Annotated in this window: 16 protein-coding genes and 1 other annotated feature; all 16 genes read left to right on the top strand. The window is 36.8% G+C overall.

The annotated features are described in order from the left end of the window. The first annotated feature begins 821 nt into the window (after positions 1 to 821). The 16 genes from ACIQXF_RS05945 to ACIQXF_RS05870 all read left to right on the top strand — a co-directional run bounded on the left by ACIQXF_RS05945 (position 822) and on the right by ACIQXF_RS05870 (position 17,400). Positions 822 to 1,268 carry an SRPBCC family protein gene (locus ACIQXF_RS05945; protein ID WP_402780151.1) on the top strand — a complete coding sequence of 149 codons (447 nt, stop codon included), beginning with the start codon at positions 822 to 824 and terminating at the stop codon, positions 1,266 to 1,268. A gap of 435 nt (positions 1,269 to 1,703) precedes the next feature. Further along, complete coding sequence (locus tag ACIQXF_RS05940; RefSeq protein ID WP_402780149.1) at positions 1,704 to 2,381, top strand: valyl-tRNA synthetase; 678 nt, start codon at positions 1,704 to 1,706, stop codon at positions 2,379 to 2,381. A gap of 277 nt (positions 2,382 to 2,658) precedes the next feature. Continuing rightward, positions 2,659 to 2,943 (top strand) — a binding site (T-box leader). A gap of 137 nt (positions 2,944 to 3,080) precedes the next feature. Beyond that, complete coding sequence (locus ACIQXF_RS05935) at positions 3,081 to 5,726, top strand: valine--tRNA ligase (RefSeq protein WP_402780147.1); 2,646 nt, start codon at positions 3,081 to 3,083, stop codon at positions 5,724 to 5,726. 203 nt (positions 5,727 to 5,929) lie between these two features. After that, entirely contained in the window at positions 5,930 to 6,331 is a 402-nt protein-coding gene (locus ACIQXF_RS05930; RefSeq protein WP_402780145.1) for a hypothetical protein, read from the top strand. A gap of 185 nt (positions 6,332 to 6,516) precedes the next feature. Continuing rightward, positions 6,517 to 7,809 carry a bifunctional folylpolyglutamate synthase/dihydrofolate synthase gene (locus ACIQXF_RS05925; RefSeq protein ID WP_402780143.1) on the top strand — a complete coding sequence of 431 codons (1,293 nt, stop codon included), beginning with the start codon at positions 6,517 to 6,519 and terminating at the stop codon, positions 7,807 to 7,809. Next, positions 7,806 to 9,059, top strand: coding sequence for a bifunctional folylpolyglutamate synthase/dihydrofolate synthase (locus ACIQXF_RS05920; RefSeq protein ID WP_402780141.1), 1,254 nt, complete (start codon positions 7,806 to 7,808; stop codon positions 9,057 to 9,059). Before ACIQXF_RS05925 ends, ACIQXF_RS05920 begins: the two co-directional genes overlap by 4 nt. Before the next feature lie 568 nt (positions 9,060 to 9,627). Further along, positions 9,628 to 10,272, top strand: coding sequence for a hypothetical protein (locus tag ACIQXF_RS05915; RefSeq protein WP_402780139.1), 645 nt, complete (start codon positions 9,628 to 9,630; stop codon positions 10,270 to 10,272). Between the two features lie 99 nt (positions 10,273 to 10,371). Next, complete coding sequence (locus ACIQXF_RS05910; RefSeq protein WP_402780137.1) at positions 10,372 to 10,965, top strand: Maf family protein; 594 nt, start codon at positions 10,372 to 10,374, stop codon at positions 10,963 to 10,965. 34 nt (positions 10,966 to 10,999) lie between these two features. Beyond that, positions 11,000 to 11,671: a RadC family protein gene (gene radC, locus ACIQXF_RS05905; RefSeq protein ID WP_402780305.1), complete on the top strand. Its 672-nt coding sequence runs from the start codon at positions 11,000 to 11,002 to the stop codon at positions 11,669 to 11,671. 517 nt (positions 11,672 to 12,188) lie between these two features. Beyond that, positions 12,189 to 13,208 carry a rod shape-determining protein gene (locus ACIQXF_RS05900; protein ID WP_402780135.1) on the top strand — a complete coding sequence of 340 codons (1,020 nt, stop codon included), beginning with the start codon at positions 12,189 to 12,191 and terminating at the stop codon, positions 13,206 to 13,208. A 13-nt stretch (positions 13,209 to 13,221) separates the two neighbouring features. Continuing rightward, positions 13,222 to 14,136: a rod shape-determining protein MreC gene (gene mreC / locus ACIQXF_RS05895; RefSeq protein ID WP_402780133.1), complete on the top strand. Its 915-nt coding sequence runs from the start codon at positions 13,222 to 13,224 to the stop codon at positions 14,134 to 14,136. Beyond that, positions 14,136 to 14,660: a rod shape-determining protein MreD gene (gene mreD, locus ACIQXF_RS05890; protein ID WP_402780131.1), complete on the top strand. Its 525-nt coding sequence runs from the start codon at positions 14,136 to 14,138 to the stop codon at positions 14,658 to 14,660. The genes mreC and mreD overlap by 1 nt, the downstream gene beginning before the upstream one ends. Positions 14,661 to 14,687: 27 nt before the next feature. Beyond that, positions 14,688 to 15,356, top strand: a complete 669-nt coding sequence (gene minC, locus ACIQXF_RS05885; RefSeq protein WP_402780129.1) for a septum site-determining protein MinC — start codon at positions 14,688 to 14,690, stop codon at positions 15,354 to 15,356. 1 nt (position 15,357) lies between these two features. Next, positions 15,358 to 16,155, top strand: a complete 798-nt coding sequence (gene minD, locus ACIQXF_RS05880) for a septum site-determining protein MinD (RefSeq protein WP_402780127.1) — start codon at positions 15,358 to 15,360, stop codon at positions 16,153 to 16,155. Positions 16,156 to 16,244: 89 nt separating this feature from the next. After that, complete coding sequence (locus tag ACIQXF_RS05875; protein ID WP_402780125.1) at positions 16,245 to 16,799, top strand: peptidoglycan DD-metalloendopeptidase family protein; 555 nt, start codon at positions 16,245 to 16,247, stop codon at positions 16,797 to 16,799. Continuing rightward, the gene (locus tag ACIQXF_RS05870; RefSeq protein WP_402780123.1) at positions 16,789 to 17,400 is read left to right on the top strand and encodes a site-2 protease family protein; all 612 of its coding nucleotides are present in this window, start codon (positions 16,789 to 16,791) and stop codon (positions 17,398 to 17,400) included. The genes ACIQXF_RS05875 and ACIQXF_RS05870 overlap by 11 nt, the downstream gene beginning before the upstream one ends. Positions 17,401 to 17,439 lie beyond the last annotated feature (39 nt).

The following is a 17,439-nucleotide window of genomic DNA, read 5'->3' as shown; positions in this document are numbered from 1 at the left end:
GAATTAAATTTGCATGCGGTAATATACAACTAAAATAGATAATATGGGGTTTTGTTAAATTTTGGAAAGATTAAATATACTTTTTTGATTTTTGGTGTTTTAATAATTCTATCTGCTTGCGGAAATGGTAGTGATGAAAAAGTAAATGCTAGTACTGAACCAAAAGTAGACGTATTTAATTATCCTATAGGTGTACAAATTGGAAATGTATCACTTGATTATTACACTACCTTTTTCAGAGACTCGTTTAGCTTATGATGAACTTCACGAGAGTTTAAAGGGTTTAAGTGCATTTGGTGTTGAATCTAACAAAGATATCTATAGAAAATATTTAGTATAAATTAATGGATGATAATGAGAAAGAAATAGATAATTATTTCTCTTCATTTCTGTACAATTCAAAACATTATGCTGAGAACATGATAAAATATCTAGATTCCCAATCGAGTATTGATGAATCTGTTATGAAAAATTATTTCAATGATTCTCAAAAATGATTTAATTATGACTTTAGAAATAATGAACAGATTTGAATTATTTGCTGAGGAATAGTCCCTTTATAAACAACCTACCCTTGAATGATTAGGCTGTTTAACACCATTTAATAAAATTCAATTATGATTTTAATGAAGAAAAAATATGTGTAGTACCTGGTCAACGTATTTGTTGAGAAAAAACATAGCGAATTTTACTATATAAAAATAAAGAGCGTTGCTGGGTGAAGGACCTGTTTTTGTAAAAATTATATCTTTCAGCATAGTCAAATTGTAGTCGAAATCGATTATAATATAGCTATTCATAAAAGAAAGTAGTGAATTGATATGGCAACTGGCACACATTTGGTCGAAGTACCCGTAGGAATTGAAAATGTATGGGATTTCGTCAGTGATATGGAGAAATGGGCGAAGCTTGTCCCAGGTTATAACGCACATGAAATGATTGACGACAAACATTCAACATGGACTTTTAAAGGCAATGTAGGTGTTCTGAAAAAAACAGTAGAAGTAGAGATTACTATTTTAGAATGGACTGCACCTTCGAAAGTAACATTCGAATTAAAGGGTCTTTCTGATAATTTCTCAGGGAATGGGTATTTTTTAGCAGAAAGTATTGATGCAGAAAATACAAAAATGACAGGCTTCTTAGAAGTAATAGCTGGAGGATTAGCTGGACCTGTTTTAAATCCAATCTTTAAGCCAATCGTACCAAAAGCAACACAAATGCTAACAGATCGTGTGGCAAATAGAATTAAATTGGTCAATGTATAATTAAATTACAGCAATAAAATGGCATGCTAGGAGTTTTTCTAGTATGCCATTTTTTATCCCGCATTAACTTCTTTCAGCAAATGTTTTATGCGCGAAAGCATAGCGGCAGCGCAGATACAGAAGTATCCCACCTCAACATCAGCGAAAGCAAAGAAACTAAGTGGGAAATTAACTGCCTGTAACTCCCCGATTGGAGAAGACAAATAATCGATAGATGATAAAGAAAACCCCTACTGTTGAAGAACTTATGTAAAAAGAATAATCTTGTGTGAACTTTGTACATCTAAGTGGCAGTAAAATGTTAGCTATAAAGGAGGCTCGAGTGAAATTTTTTTATTATTTGTGTTCTTCATTAAACTAACTTATTGCATACTAACTTCCCGTTATTCATATGATGCAAGGGGAGGGATTATTATCGAACACAAAACTTGGAATATGCGTGAAACTTTCTGTTTTCCTGGTTATGGCTGCCCAACAGAAATAGCAGCTGTACAAATTAAGCCTCAGTGGCAAACGACGCAGTTAGAAGATTCACTAAGATTAACAGGTATTTATCATATCACAGCACATGTTCGCTTTGATTTTCAAGACATTCAAGCACATCTGGATAATGAAGAATTAGTAAGAATTGATGCCCTTGATATTCAAGGGGATACTGGTTATTTTGAATATGCTGTTCCTTTAAATGTCGATTTACCAATAGATTCAGCTGTTGAGGATTTAATGGTAAAAGATATTCGTCCTACACTTACAAATCAGATGTGTCAACTCGAATGGGCAGTAACGAGTATTTTTAATGAGCCTGAACCTGCCTTTGAAAAGGCGCGGGTTTTAGAAGAAAAGCCTGCAGTTTTCGCAGCTTCAACACAAGAAGAAAAATCTACAGCTGTAGCATTTTCAGCTCATGGAGAAAAGTCAGCAGCTGTAGTTGCTTCAACACAACGAGAAAAACCTGCGCCTGTTGAGCAAAAAATAGTATTAAAAGAATCATCAAGTCATATTGTGGTCCGTGAGTCTAGCTCGTGGTATGAAGCCCCATCAATGATCTGGAATTTAACGGAGGACTATACGCCGTTAAAGGTTCGTATTTCAAATGACATCATTCAAAAGTAAATAGCATAGAAGTAGAAGGAGTAATAAAATGATGAAATCGCCAGATGTTGGAATAATTATGACACGTACAACTTGAAAAACACAGATTGGCACAATAATCGTTCTACAATAAAAACGAAATTGTCGTAACCATGGTGGTAAAAGCCAAGGACTATACTTACGTCGTCGCATTTGGATATTCACTTCCTTTTCTATTTACTTTGTAGTGATTACTAAAAAATGACTAAATCACTTGAAAAATTGCATGTTTTTGCGGTACAATGTGGAAAGTCGAATATTAGATGCTATGACAGGGAAGAGTAAATTATTTGTACATTTTAAGAGAGGAAACGGTAGCTGAAAAGTTTCTATCTGTACTTAATTGAATGTAGCCCTCGAGCAGCTTTAGTGAACTAACAGTAGTTAAAGCCGGTTAAACACCGTTACCGAATTGAGAGCCAGTAGTTAAAGGCTTAAGCAGTACACACCGTTTCCTTATGAAATGTTTGTATCCATGACTGCTCAACTTGCCTCTGCTGGAATTAAAGGTGGTACCGCGAACTTAAACTCCTTCGTCCTTTTAGACGTTAGGAGTTTTTTTATTTTCATTCAATCCTCTGTGATTCACTCAATGTAAGACATGAATACAGAGTGATTGGGACAATTTCACAACGGTAAAATAAATATTTGCCAAAATTAAAAGACACAGGAGGAGTCAAAATGACAGAAAACATTTCAATGCCTACAAAATATGATCCTCAATCCATTGAAGCAGGCCGTTATGAATGGTGGTTACAAGGGAAATATTTCGAGGCACAGCCTAAAAGTAATAAGAAACCTTATTCTATCGTTATCCCACCACCGAACGTAACAGGTAAATTACATCTTGGCCATGCTTGGGATACAACATTGCAAGATATTTTAACTCGTATGAAGCGCATGCAAGGTTATGATGCACTTTGGTTACCAGGAATGGACCATGCAGGTATTGCAACACAAGCCAAAGTTGAGGCAAAGCTGCGTGAGGATAATATTACACGTTATGATTTAGGACGTGAAAAATTCCTCGAAAAAACTTGGGAATGGAAAGAAGAGTATGCTGGTCATATTCGTGATCAATGGGCGAAGCTTGGTCTTGGTTTAGATTATTCTCGTGAACGCTTCACTCTTGATGAAGGTCTTTCAGATGCAGTTAAAACTGTTTTCGTTGATTTATATGAAAAAGGCTTAATCTATCGTGGCGAACGCATTATTAACTGGGACCCTGCAGCAAAAACAGCATTATCAGATATCGAAGTTATTTATAAAGATGTTCAAGGTGCCTTCTACCACATGAAATATCCATTAGCTGATGGCTCAGGCCATGTGGAAGTTGCCACAACACGTCCTGAAACAATGCTTGGTGACTCTGGGGTAGCAGTTCATCCGAAAGACGAACGCTATCAACACTTAATCGGTAAAACAGTAATATTACCAATTGTTGGACGCGAAATACCTATCGTAGCAGATGATTACGTAGATATGGAATTTGGTACTGGGGTTGTAAAAATGACACCAGCGCATGATCCGAACGACTTTGAAGTTGGTAACCGTCATAACCTAGAACGAATCCTTGTGATGCATGAAGATGGTACAATGAACGAGCTTGCTGGCAAATATAACGGTATGGATCGTTTTGAATGCCGTAAGCAAATTGTAGCTGATTTACAAGAAGCAGGCGTGCTTATTCGTATTGAAGAGCATATGCATTCAGTAGGTCACTCTGAACGTACTGGTGCTGTTGTAGAACCGTACCTTTCTGCACAATGGTTTGTTAAAATGCAACCACTTGCAGATGCTTCATTAGAGCTTCAAAAAGACGGAGAAGGGAAAGTAAACTTCGTACCATCTCGTTTTGAAAACACATATTCTCGCTGGATGGAAAATATTCGTGACTGGTGTATCTCTCGTCAACTATGGTGGGGCCATCAAATCCCAGCTTGGTATCACAATGAAACAGGTGAAGTTTACGTAGGAAAAGAAGCGCCAGCAGATGCAGAAAATTGGACGCAAGATGAAGACGTATTAGATACATGGTTCTCTTCAGCACTATGGCCATTTTCTACAATGGGTTGGCCAGATGAAACAAATGAAGAATATCAACGTTACTACCCTACAAGCACACTTGTAACTGGCTATGATATTATTTTCTTCTGGGTATCTCGAATGATTTTCCAAGGTCTTGAATTTACAGGTCAACGCCCATTCAAAGATGTTTTAATTCACGGTTTAGTACGTGATGGTGAAGGACGTAAGATGAGTAAATCGCTTGGAAATGGCGTAGACCCAATGGATGTTATTGAGAAATATGGTGCTGACTCGTTACGATATTTCTTAGCTACTGGATCATCACCTGGTCAAGATTTACGTTATACAACTGAAAAAGTAGAAGCAGTATGGAACTTTGCTAATAAAATTTGGAATGCATCTCGTTTCGCTTTAATGAACATGGAAGGTTTGACATTTGATGAAATCGATTTAACTGGTGAAAAATCAGTTGCTGATAAATGGATTCTAACTCGCTTAAATGAAACAATTGAGCGTGTAACATCTCTTGGAGAGCGCTACGAATTTGGTGAGGTTGGTCGCGAACTCTATAACTTTATTTGGGATGACTTCTGTTCTTGGTATATTGAAATGGCTAAATTACCTTTATACGGTGAAAATGAAGCTGCTAAGAAAACAACTCGTTCTATTTTAGCTTACGTATTAGATCAAACAATGCGTCTATTACATCCATTCATGCCGTTCATCACAGAAGAAATTTGGCAGCATTTACCTCATGAAGGTGAATCCATTACGGTGGCAACATGGCCGACTGTACGTGCGGAACTTCATTTTGCAGAGGAAGCGGATAATATGAAGCTCCTAATGGATATTATACGTTCAGTGCGTAATATTCGTGCGGAAGTTAATACACCAATGAGCAAAAAAGTACCGCTTTATATATCAGCTAAGGATGCCGCAACGGTTGAAGTGCTTGAAGCGAATAAAGCATATTTAGAGAAATTCTGTAATCCAGAGTCGTTAACAATTGGCGAAGGCCTAGTGGCTCCAGGTCAATCAATGACAGCTGTAGTAACTGGCGCTGAGCTATTCTTACCACTTGTTGGACTTATTAACTTAGAAGAAGAAGTCGCTCGTCTTGAAAAAGAATTAGAAAAATGGGCGAAAGAAGTGAAGCTTGTTACTGGTAAATTATCGAATGAGAAGTTCGTGTCAAAAGCACCAGAAGCATTAGTAAATGCAGAACGTGAAAAGTTAGCCGATTATGAGAGTAAGCATGCGGTTGTCTTAAAACGTCTAGAAGAACTAAAAAATATGTAAGATTTAAACAGCGGATGGCAATAAAGTCATCCGCTGTTTTTTCTTTTTATGCAACCAAAGATATGTGTTGTAATAGGAAAAAATATATAGTAATATTTATGATAATTAGTATAATAGTGAATATAAATTTTGGGCACAATAGGTCACTAAACCTAAGTAAACCATTCTTTTTTTTAGTGTAAATTGCAAATCGGAGGTTCAGAATGACAGGTAATACAACAACGATTATTACGAAAATTAACAAAGCATGTGATGATTTAGATTTTGTTAGCGCAAGAGTATTAATTGAAACTAACCTTATGAAGTTATCAGAAGCTAAATATTATCGTTTATTAAATGCAAGTGGTCGAGTTCTAATTAAGCATGTTTTAGCGGATAGCAAGAATCAAGGGGAAGCAAAGAGTAAATTAACACGGGCAGATTTATTGATAATTAATAAAATTAATGAGTATTGCTCGAATTTTGATATTTCTATGTTAAAAAGAACGTTGAAAAATTCCTTTGAATTAGTGCAAAGATCTGATGTTCTTCCTCTTTTAAATAATGATGCGAAAATTATTTTAGATGATATGGGAGCGCTTTTAGGTGCTCATCAACTTCAATAGTAACAACTGAATTTAGATAAAAAACACACAGAATATCACTTAGTAAAGTGCTGTTCTGTGTTTTTAATTTTCATTGAAGGTGTTAGCAAAATGGAAAACTGAATAAGAGTTTTTTGTTAAATCTATGTGTATTAGGCACCACTTGTACTAAAATAGAGATATTGTAGGAAGAGGGAGTGTTTCTTTTGTTTAAAACGATGAAAGAGTGTACAGAATTTATTTTTACATTAAAGGCAGTTGACCATAAACGTGAACCACTCGTGTTGATGCGAGAGGTACTAGCACTTTTAAATAACCCACAGGACAAGCTGCGCACAATACATTTAGCAGGCTCAAATGGCAAGGGTTCAACAGTGAATGCGTTAAGAGAAATGTTGCAACATGCTGGCTATAAAGTAGGTGCCTTTACTTCACCACATTTAGAACGTGTCAATGAAAGAATGACCATTAATGGATTGCAAATTTCTGATACACAGTTTTTACACTATATGAACAAAGTTGCTGAAATTATTGAGACACATTATGGGGGAGAGTTTCCAAGCTTTTTTGAGGTCGTAACATTAATAATGTTCCAATATTTTGCGGATCAAGATGTAGATATCGCACTTATTGAAACAGGTCTTGGTGGACGTTTAGATGCTACAAATGTCATTACGCCACTTATATCAATTATTACAACGATTTCATTAGAACATACTGCGTTTTTAGGAGATACGTTAGCGAAAGTAGCGTTTGAGAAGGCAGGGATTATTAAAGAAGGTGTACCTGTTATAGTTGGTGTTAAAAGTGATACGGCACTTACTGTAATTCGAGAGGTGGCCCTTAAGCGTCATGCGCCATGCCTCGTTTTAGGGGAAGATTTTACTGTTGAAAACGCTATACAAGGTACTAATATGCAGCATTTTCATTACCAAAAAGCAAATGTGGAGATGGCAGATGTCTCATTAAAAATGGCTGGATCACATCAAATAGATAATGCAAGTCTAGCAATCACAGCTATCCTAACGTTAAGAGAGAATAGAGCAATTAACATTTCAGACGAAGCAGTTCGTCAAGCATTGGCAAATGCTCAGTGGGCAGGTCGATTTGAGCAATTACCTGGCAATATTGTATTAGACGGAGCACATAATTCAGAAGGAACAGCTGCCCTCATTCAAACACTTAAAACGGTGTATCCAAACCAAAACTATCGATTTATATATGCAGCATTATCAGATAAAGATCATACAAATAGTATTGCTTTAATGGATACTGTTGCTACATCAATCGCCTTTACACAAATCGATTTACCGAATGCAATGCATGCTGAAAAATTAGCTACATTATCTACCAACACAAATATAGCATTCAATGAGAATTGGAAAGAACTAGTTCAAACAGTGCTGCATCAAAAAGATGCTCAAGATATTGTAGTAATAACAGGTTCATTGTATTTTATAGCGGAAGTTCGACAATGGCTACAGGGGGAGAGAAAATGATTCCAAAACTGAATAGCTATAAGGAAATATGGAACGTTAAGAGCGATGATATTATTAAACCGGGCCTTACTGCGATTGAAGAGGCATTGACACTAGTAGGCAATCCAGAGAAAAAATTGCAAGTTGTACATGTAGCGGGCACGAATGGTAAAGGCTCGACACTTACATTTCTCGAATCAATTGCTAAGGAACATGGCTTACGTGTTGGTAAATTTATGTCCCCTTGTATCTTGGACGTACATGACCAAATTCAAGTGGAGGGTCAAGCTATAACAGAAGCGGAGATGAATCGCGTATTCCAACAAATGCAGATAGCTGGACTTAGTGGGAAACTAACAGATTTTGAACTTATAACTGTTGCAGCATTTTTACATTTTGTTGCTAGTAACGTCGATATCGCCCTTATTGAAGCTGGTATGGGGGGGTTACTAGATAGCACGAATGTGGTGACACCAATTGTGTCAATTATACCGAGCATCGCATTAGAGCATACAAAATTTTTAGGCAATACGATTGAAAGTATCGCTCACCATAAAGCAGGAATTATTAAGCTATATCGACCAGTTATTATCGGTGATTTACCTTTAGTGGCAAAGAATGTTGTCTATCAAGAGGCTCAGAAAAAACATTCACCTGTTCTTGAGCTAAATCGTCAATTTTATGTGGAGCAAGAGAATGTGGGAGAGCTCTACGAACATCGTGAAAAGAGCTTCCATATTACAAAACTTCTTCGCTCAATGAAGGGGGCGCATCAAGCGCATAATATGGCACTTGCTATCACAGCCTTTCTTGAAGTGGCAACCGCACTAGAGATACAAGTAAGCAAAGATGCTATTCAGCATGCTGTTACAAAAGCAACCATTTTAGGACGCTTTGAAGAGATCCTGTCTTATATCATTTTAGACGGTGCCCATAATCCGGCTAGTGCTGAGAAGTTAATAGCAACGATAAGACAAGAATTCCCAGGAGAGCAGCTTACTTTTGTCATTGGCATACTAGCTGATAAAGCAGTAGTAGAGATTTTACATCTTTTTGAGCAGGTAAGTGATCGTTTTTATTTTGTTGATTTTCATAATCCACGTGCGATGACTGCACAAAAAATGCTGGGGTTGTCTAATGCCTCCCATAAAGAAGTTTTAGTCGATTATGCACAATTTTTACAACAGCAGTCAAAAAGCAAATCAAGAACTATCGTATCGGGCTCTTTGTATTTATTAACAGAAGTGCGTAGTAGATTAAAAACTATATAAAAATTTCAATGAAAATCAGGTGCTCATTATAAAAATGGGTCCTGATTTTCTTTTCTAGTTAGCATGGTAATTCCCTTCATCAGTTTGTACGATGGACTATTTCATAATGATTTCCACAAGGATCTTCGAAATAAAAAGCATAGTAAGTAGGGCTGGGAAAAGTTTAAGGCCACTGGTAATCTTCCCACCAAGCACTTTCACAAATTGAGCAACACGCTCATTCCCTCAAGACTTTTTCCAATAGATCAGTTTGTTCAATCCAATAATTATTGGATTACCCATTCCCTTCTCTTTTCAATAACTATATTTTCGATTTTCTTTTTATAAATTCCTTTTTTATGTTGAATAGATAATTAGTAGTTTCTATATAAAAATTAAATTTGTCTCTGTCACACCTAAAAATAGTAAATTGTTTATCTTAAAGCTCGAAAACAACTACTAAATCAAAATGTAGTAAATTAGCATTTACACACACTTCTGTACATATACTTATATCAAATTGTAGTCGTAAGCAGTCTCGTCTTTTTTAAATTGAAATTGATATCTTGAAGGAAGAGGTGATGGATGAATGAAAATTGTAAGTCAGGTGATGAAACAACAAGTATTTCGAGCAATGTTTATTGGAGGGTTAGTCGGACTTTTTGGTGTAGCCATTTTTTTAGGAATTCTTCAAGCGAGTACTCAACTATCTTTAAAAAACGATACCAACGAGGTAGCCGATAATACTACAAATAATACAGACGCAAAAACAATTCCTACAGCAGGAGGAGCGACAAAGTCATCCATGTTTTATGCAAGTCAGGCAGGAGTTTATTCTAATTATGAAAGTGCAAGCTCATTTGTATCTGAACATCCTTCCTTAAAAGAAAGTGCCATTGTCGAAGTTGATGGAAAATTTTATGTTTGGACTAGTATGGTGACAGATGAAAGTCAGCTAGTTTTTTTAGAAGATCCAGCAACATTTAAAAAAGCTTTTAGTGTAAGCGGTGATAGCTGTAAAGAACCAACGTTTGCAGAAATTCCTTCTGTACTAGCTGATAAAAATGCAACAAAATTAAATTTTAAGGATAACTTGAAGGATTCTACATTGCCTGCTGATTGGCAATCAATTGGAACGGCAGCATCTTCTATTTCAAACGATATCAATATTATTCGCCTACAAGTTTTTGCGCATTACAAATCGAAAAATACTTGTCTTCAAGTGAAATTTTAAGCATAAAACATTGTGAAAAGGGCTTTATCTTGATTTTTTGAAAATTTTCAAATACCAAATTCTCCGTTATGATAATTAGTAAGGAGGATTGGTCAGATAATGTTTAAAACAAATCACAAATTAGTGCTTGCTTCTGCTTCACCGCGACGCAAAGAATTACTTGCAATGCTATCACTTCCATTCGACATTATAACGAGTGAAGTAGAAGAGACAAGCATACAGGCACCTACAATGCAAGATTATGTAAAGGGTGTAGCTCTATTAAAAACACGTGATGTGGCAAAAAAGGCACCAAATGTAACAATTATTGGAGCGGATACAATCGTTGTTTATAATGATGAGCTACTGCATAAACCTAAAACTCGTGAGGAAGCAATCTCTCATTTAATACGTCTATCAGGCAAACATCATGCGGTCATGACAGCTGTTGCCATTATTGAGCCAGACGGTAATGAAACCACGTTTGTCGAAGAAACAACCGTTGTTTTCCATCATTTATCTCAGGAGCTAATCGAAGCGTATGTAGATTCGGGAGATCCATTTGATAAAGCAGGAGGTTATGGCATTCAAACTGCTGGAACCCTTTTAGTGAAGCGAATTGAAGGAGATTATAACAATGTTGTCGGCTTACCACTTGCAGCGTTGTTTACGCAATTGGTAGCACTTAATATTATCCAATTTGCGAAGGAGTGAGACTTTTTTGACGAGTGATGTTTTACCAAGTACGATGATACGAGACGTTAATATAGAGGATCGTCCTCGAGAGAGGCTATTGAGGCAAGGAGCTATGAGTTTATCGAATCAGGAGCTGCTGGCTATTTTATTAAGGACAGGCACTAAAGAAGAGTCCGTTCTTGTACTTGCGAATCGTGTACTAAGTGTTTTTGAGCGTTTGCATCATTTGAAACATGCAACAATAGAAGAAATGGTTGCTATTAAAGGAATTGGTGAGGTCAAAGCCATTCAATTATTAGCGGCCATTGAACTGGGTAGACGTCTAGCTCAAAAACAAAATGATGAAAAATTTACAATACGTTCTCCGCAAGATGTTGCTGCCTATTTAATGCCTGATATGACCTCATTAAGTCAGGAACATTTCGTAGTACTCTTTTTAAACGTAAAAAATCAAATTATTCATAAGCAGACAATTTTTATTGGCAGTTTAAATGCTTCAATCGTCCATCCACGCGAGATCTTTCGCGAGGCTGTAAAGAGATCTGCGGCATCTATAATTTGTGCGCATAATCATCCTAGTGGTGTCCCAACACCGAGTACTGAGGATATTGAAGTGACGAAAAGAATAATAGATGCTGGTTACATTATAGGCATTGATTTAATAGATCATGTTATCATCGGTGATCATCAGTTTATTAGCTTGAAAGAAAAAGGTTATTTTTAACTCTGCATATATTTTGCAGAGTTTTTATGTATTTAGTATTTCTTATACATACTAGACGATTATTATTGTAAAAATAAATATTTTGTATTTTTTTGCGAAAGGTTACAAAGGTAGGCGAACCTTTTTTGATATAAAACGTTATTGTATTCGTAGAAATGTCTATAATATTCACAAAAATTGGTAGCCTGTTACACGTTGTCTTATAGGGATAAAAATTATATTCTAATCTATACGTACTATTTTTAGTTTAAGAGGGAATTAAAATAGTATCTTTTCCGCAAGAAGAGGTATGTGGCACTATAAATTCTTGCGTTTTTCCGTTATAATGAACGGTATGATTTTATCTTCGTTCAGTAGGCGACTCCCACCTAGTAGGTGGTGAGGTGAATGAGTGTGTAATTTTTCCAGTAAGTGTTGGGCACCGACTAAATGAAGATAAAGCTCCGGACGTAAATACGGGCTGGGGTGTAATTAATGTCAACGAAAGTATGGCTTAAATAGAAAGGGAGTACAAAATTTGTTTGGATTAGGAAGCAAGGATGTCGGGATTGACCTTGGCACAGCGAATACATTAGTGTTTATAAAAGGGAAGGGAATCGTTTTACGCGAACCTTCAGTCGTAGCAAAGAATACAAAAACTGGAGACATCGTTGCAGTTGGTAATGATGCTAAAAATATGATTGGTCGTACACCTGGCTCAATCGTAGCCATCCGTCCTATGAAGGATGGCGTAATTGCTGATTTTGATATCACTACAGCAATGATAGAATATTACTTAAAAGAAGCTTGTAAAAATTCCGGTGGCAATTGGAAAAAACCGAATGTCATGATTTGTGTGCCTTACGGTATTACATCAGTAGAACAACGTGCAGTGATCGATGCTGCTCGTCAAGCAGGTGCGAAAGAAGCATTTACAATTGAAGAACCATTTGCAGCAGCTATCGGTTCGAACTTACCAGTATGGGATCCAACAGGGTCAATGGTTGTTGACATTGGTGGTGGTACAACAGAAGTTGCAGTTATTTCATTAGGTGGTATTGTCACTAGTGAATCCGTTCGAGTTGGCGGGGATGCAATGGACCAATCCATCATTTCGTATATTCGTAAATCATATAACTTAACAATTGGTGAACGTACTGCAGAAGCAGTAAAGATGGAAATTGGTACAGCGCTAGCTGAAGGTCCGGAAAACAAAATGGAGATAAGAGGGCGTGACCTATTAACAGGTTTACCTAAAACAATCGAAATTTCTTCTCAGGAAATTTCTGAATCTTTACGTGAAGCAGTAGCATCTATTATTGATGGTGTCCGAAAAACTTTAGAACAAACACCACCAGAATTATCTGCAGACGTAATGGAACGCGGTATTGTGTTAACAGGTGGCGGTGCGCTATTAACGAATTTAGACAAAGTTATTAGTCAAGAGACAAATATGCCAGTATTCATCGCAGAAGATCCACTTGACTGTGTTGCTATTGGTACAGGTAAAGCTCTTGATCATATTGATTTAATCCGTCAACAACAAGTTAAAGGGTAAGGAGGTTTAGGCAATGCCACATTTTTTTTTCAATAAGAAATTAATTTTGCTGCTCGTAGGCATGGTTTTTCTTGTGGCATTGATTAGCTTCTCATTACGTGATCGGACAAATGCAACTTTACCAGAGCAAATTATTAAAGATACTGTCGGCGTCGCACAATCTATTGTTGCGAAGCCGGCGAATTATATTACTGGTATTTTTAATGATATTGACTCCCTCTTAAACACGTACGAAGAAAATAAACGTTTAAAAGCACGCTTAGATGATTTTGCGGTTGTACAAGCCGAAGCGTCGGATTTAAAATTAGAAAATGAAAAGTTTCGTGAGCTCCTCGACAAATCGGAGAGTTTAAAAGCATTTAATCCGATTCAAGCAACGGTTATTGCTAGAAATCCTGACCAGTGGGAAGAAAAAATTACTTTAGATAAAGGATCTTCACATGGTGTAGAAAAAAATATGGCAGTTATGACAGCGAAAGGGTTAGTCGGTAAAATTACTTTAGTGACACCTTTCACCTCTGAGGTAGAGCTTTTATATACGAATAATCCAAACTATCGTGTTTCTGCGATGGTTTTAGGAGATAAAGCAGCATACGGTTTAATCGAGGGCTTTGATGAAGAACGTAATAGACTCATTATGAAGCGAATCGATTCTAGTTTAACAGTTAAGAAAGGCCAGCAAGTAGTTTCATCAGGTTTAGGTGGTATTTTCCCAAAAGGTGTGCCAATTGGAGAAATTACTGAAGTAAGCACAGATGATTTTGGCTTAACAAAAATGGCTTATGTAAAACCATCTGCAGATTTTTCAATTTTAGACCATGTTGTTATCGCTAAACGCACTTCTACAGTGATAGATGGATCTGATGGTACAGCATCGAACGAGGATTTAACACATCCACCAGAGGCGAATGAAGAGGAGGCAAAATAATGGTTCGATTTCTCATCCCCTCTGTGGCGGTTATACTATTTTTACTAGAACCGCAGTTTGCGATGCTTTCACCAATTGAAGTGAAGGGGCAGGTCTATTATTTAGTTCCTAGATTTTTAATCTTATATTTAATATTTATATCCATCTATTACAGCCGTCAACGTGCGGTAATGTATGGACTTTTTTTTGGTGTCTTGTATGATGTGTTTTACATTGATATTATTGGATTATACTCAGTGCTATATCCACTTACTTGTTTTTTAGCAGGGTCTATCGTGAAAGTTATTCATCAGCACTTAGTTGTGACAACGACGATCTCAGTTGTTTTAGTAGCAATTTTAGAATTTGTACTCTATCAGTTCTTCTATCTAATCGACTTTACAGCGATCCCATTATCGGATTTCCTAAGTTCACGACTACTGCCAACGATCATTGCAAATACGTTATTCTTAATGATTCTTGGTTGGGCCTTCAAATATCTAATTAATGCGCGTGTCTTACAGAGAGCACGTGAGGTTTCTTAACAAAGAGCAACGTGAGGTGAGGCATTCATGAAAAAACAGTTAGTTAATATGAAGGGAACAAAGGATGGTTTTGTTCTTCGTTTAGATGATCAATGCGCATATGTCGATTTAATAGAAGAGTTAAAGAAGAAAGTTTCAGAAAGCGGTATCGATAGTAAAGTAGATGTACAATTATATTTAGGCTATCGATACTGTTCTGATGAACAAATCAAGGAGCTCATTAAAATTGTTCAAGAAACAGAGCAATTAATCGTAGCAAAGGTGCAAAGTGAAGTTCTGACTGTCCATGAGAGCAACCAGAAAATGATTGAAAGTCAACAAGATACATATATAGGCGTGGTCAGATCGGGTCAAATTCTGCGTTCGCCAGGAGATATTATTATTGTGGGGAATGTCAATCCCAACGGACGTGTAGAAGCTGGTGGTAATGTGTATGTCCTAGGTAAGCTCAAAGGAATTGCACATGCGGGCGTTCATGGCAATAAAGAAGCAATCATTGCAGCATCTCGCTTTGAAGCCACACATATCATGATTGCTGATCAAGTTCAGGTAATGTCAGACGAACATGTGCAAGCAATTAATCATGCAGAAATGACTTGTGCATTTATTGACTATGATGGACGCATTACGTACGATCAAATTCACGCGTTAAAAAATATTCGACCATTGTTAAATGTGTCTAAGGGAGGAAGCTAGTGTGGGAGAAGCGATCGTCATAACTTCAGGTAAAGGCGGTGTCGGAAAAACAACGACAACGGCTAACCTTGGGACTGCATTGGCTCTACAAGGTAAAAAAATATGTTTAGTAGATACTGATATTGGCCTACGTAATTTGGACGTAATTTTGGGTCTGGAGAATCGAATTATTTATGATTTAGTGGATGTTGTTGAAGGACGCTGTAAGATTCATCAAGCGTTAATAAAGGATAAACGTGTAGATGAGAAACTATTTTTATTACCTGCTGCTCAAACGACAGATAAAAATGCTGTTACACCTGAGCAAATGAAGAGCTTAGTAGAGGAATTAAAAAGGGACTATGATTATGTTTTAATAGACTGCCCTGCAGGCATTGAACAAGGCTATCGCAATGCTGTTGCTGGTGCAGATCATGCGATTGTCGTAACAACGCCAGAAATCTCTGCTGTACGTGATGCTGATCGAATTATTGGACTACTTGAACAAGAAGAAATTACTGCGCCTAAACTAATTATTAATCGTATTCGCCAGCATATGATGAAAAACGGTGATACACTGGATGTCAATGAAATTACGACACATTTATCTATCGATCTATTAGGGATAATCGTAGATAGTGAAGGCGTTATTTCATCATCTAATAAAGGTGAACCAGTAGTGATGGATCCTACGAATAAAGCATCTTTGGGCTATCGTAATATTGCCCGTCGAATACTTGGTGAGTCTGTGCCGCTTATGGCAATTGAAGATGAACAACGTGGTGTATTTTCAAAACTTAAAGCATTGTTTTCAAGATAATCTTAAGCCTTTTCGTGCATTTGTACGAGAAGGTTTTTTTTGCATGAATGGACATGCAGCCTCATATAGTGTGAAAAAAGGATGAGGGCTTGTTTAAGAAATGGAAATGGATAATAACAATCTTACTTGTGGCTGGAATCATGCTCGTTATTCGTTTAGAGGATCAAGGCGTATTGGACACACCTGTGCGAAAGCTCGTAACTACATCAGCAGATTTAACTTATTTAAGCGAGCTTGGTCAAAGCTGGCTAAATAAAGAGGATACAACAATTTTGGTATCGAGTGATGTTGGACGAACGGAGCTATTAACATTTGCCAATGCACAAGTTTTTAAGGAAGGTTTTTTATTGCAGTATGACATTGGCCTACCTGTTTATGCCGGACAGAATGGTCTTGTCGTTTTTACAGGTCATACAAAATATACCGGGAAAACGATGACGATTAGCTATGATGATGGCACAACAGTTTCATATGGTATGCTTGATAGTTTAGCGCAATTACCATATACAACGTTGCAGGCAAATGATTTAATCGGCATGAAAGAGGCTGGACAACTTTATATATCGATAGAAAAGGATAAAACATATTATAATTTAGAGCAGATTGTACAGTGGTTGGAAACAACGGCATCAGATGAAGATTAAACTACATCTTCTATGTATCCCTCTTGTATTTTTAATGATTTTTAGTGGTCAAATTGCTTATTACGCCATTATTTTATCTTCGTTACTATGGCATGAAGCAGGACATCTGTTAGCTGCCATGCTATGCGGTGTTAAGGTAAAATCATGCATAATTACACCTTACGGGGGGGAAATCGAATTTGAAAATCCTGCAGTCGTGCCAGCATCGTCACTTCTATGGATTGCCTTAGGAGGACCAATCGCTACCCTAATAGGGATTGGCCTCGCTTTTTTTATGCCAGAACTACTTGCCGATAAGCTCGTCAATGTGCAGTTTGTGCTATTAACAATCAATGTTATACCGATTATTCCACTAGACGGTGGTAGAATACTTTTAGCATGTTTATTTTTATTTTATCCAAGTGTTCGTGTGGTTGAATATTACTATTGGCTGTCCCTTATTACTACGTTTATCCTGTTCATAATAACTGTAAGTCACTTACCTCAATCTATTTTTTTAGCAGTTCTATGTTTATTTATATGGCTTCAAGCGTTAAAAGAATGGAGTTATCGAAAATATAGGATTGCCTTTGAGAAATATGTAATGAATAGATTGACTTAAGAATATTCATGTGGTAATATTTTAATGTTATTGTTTGTA

Source organism: Lysinibacillus sp. NPDC097231 (genome assembly GCF_044761885.1).
GTDB lineage: Bacteria > Bacillota > Bacilli > Bacillales_A > Planococcaceae > Lysinibacillus.
This window is presented reverse-complemented; position numbering and strand designations above follow the sequence as displayed.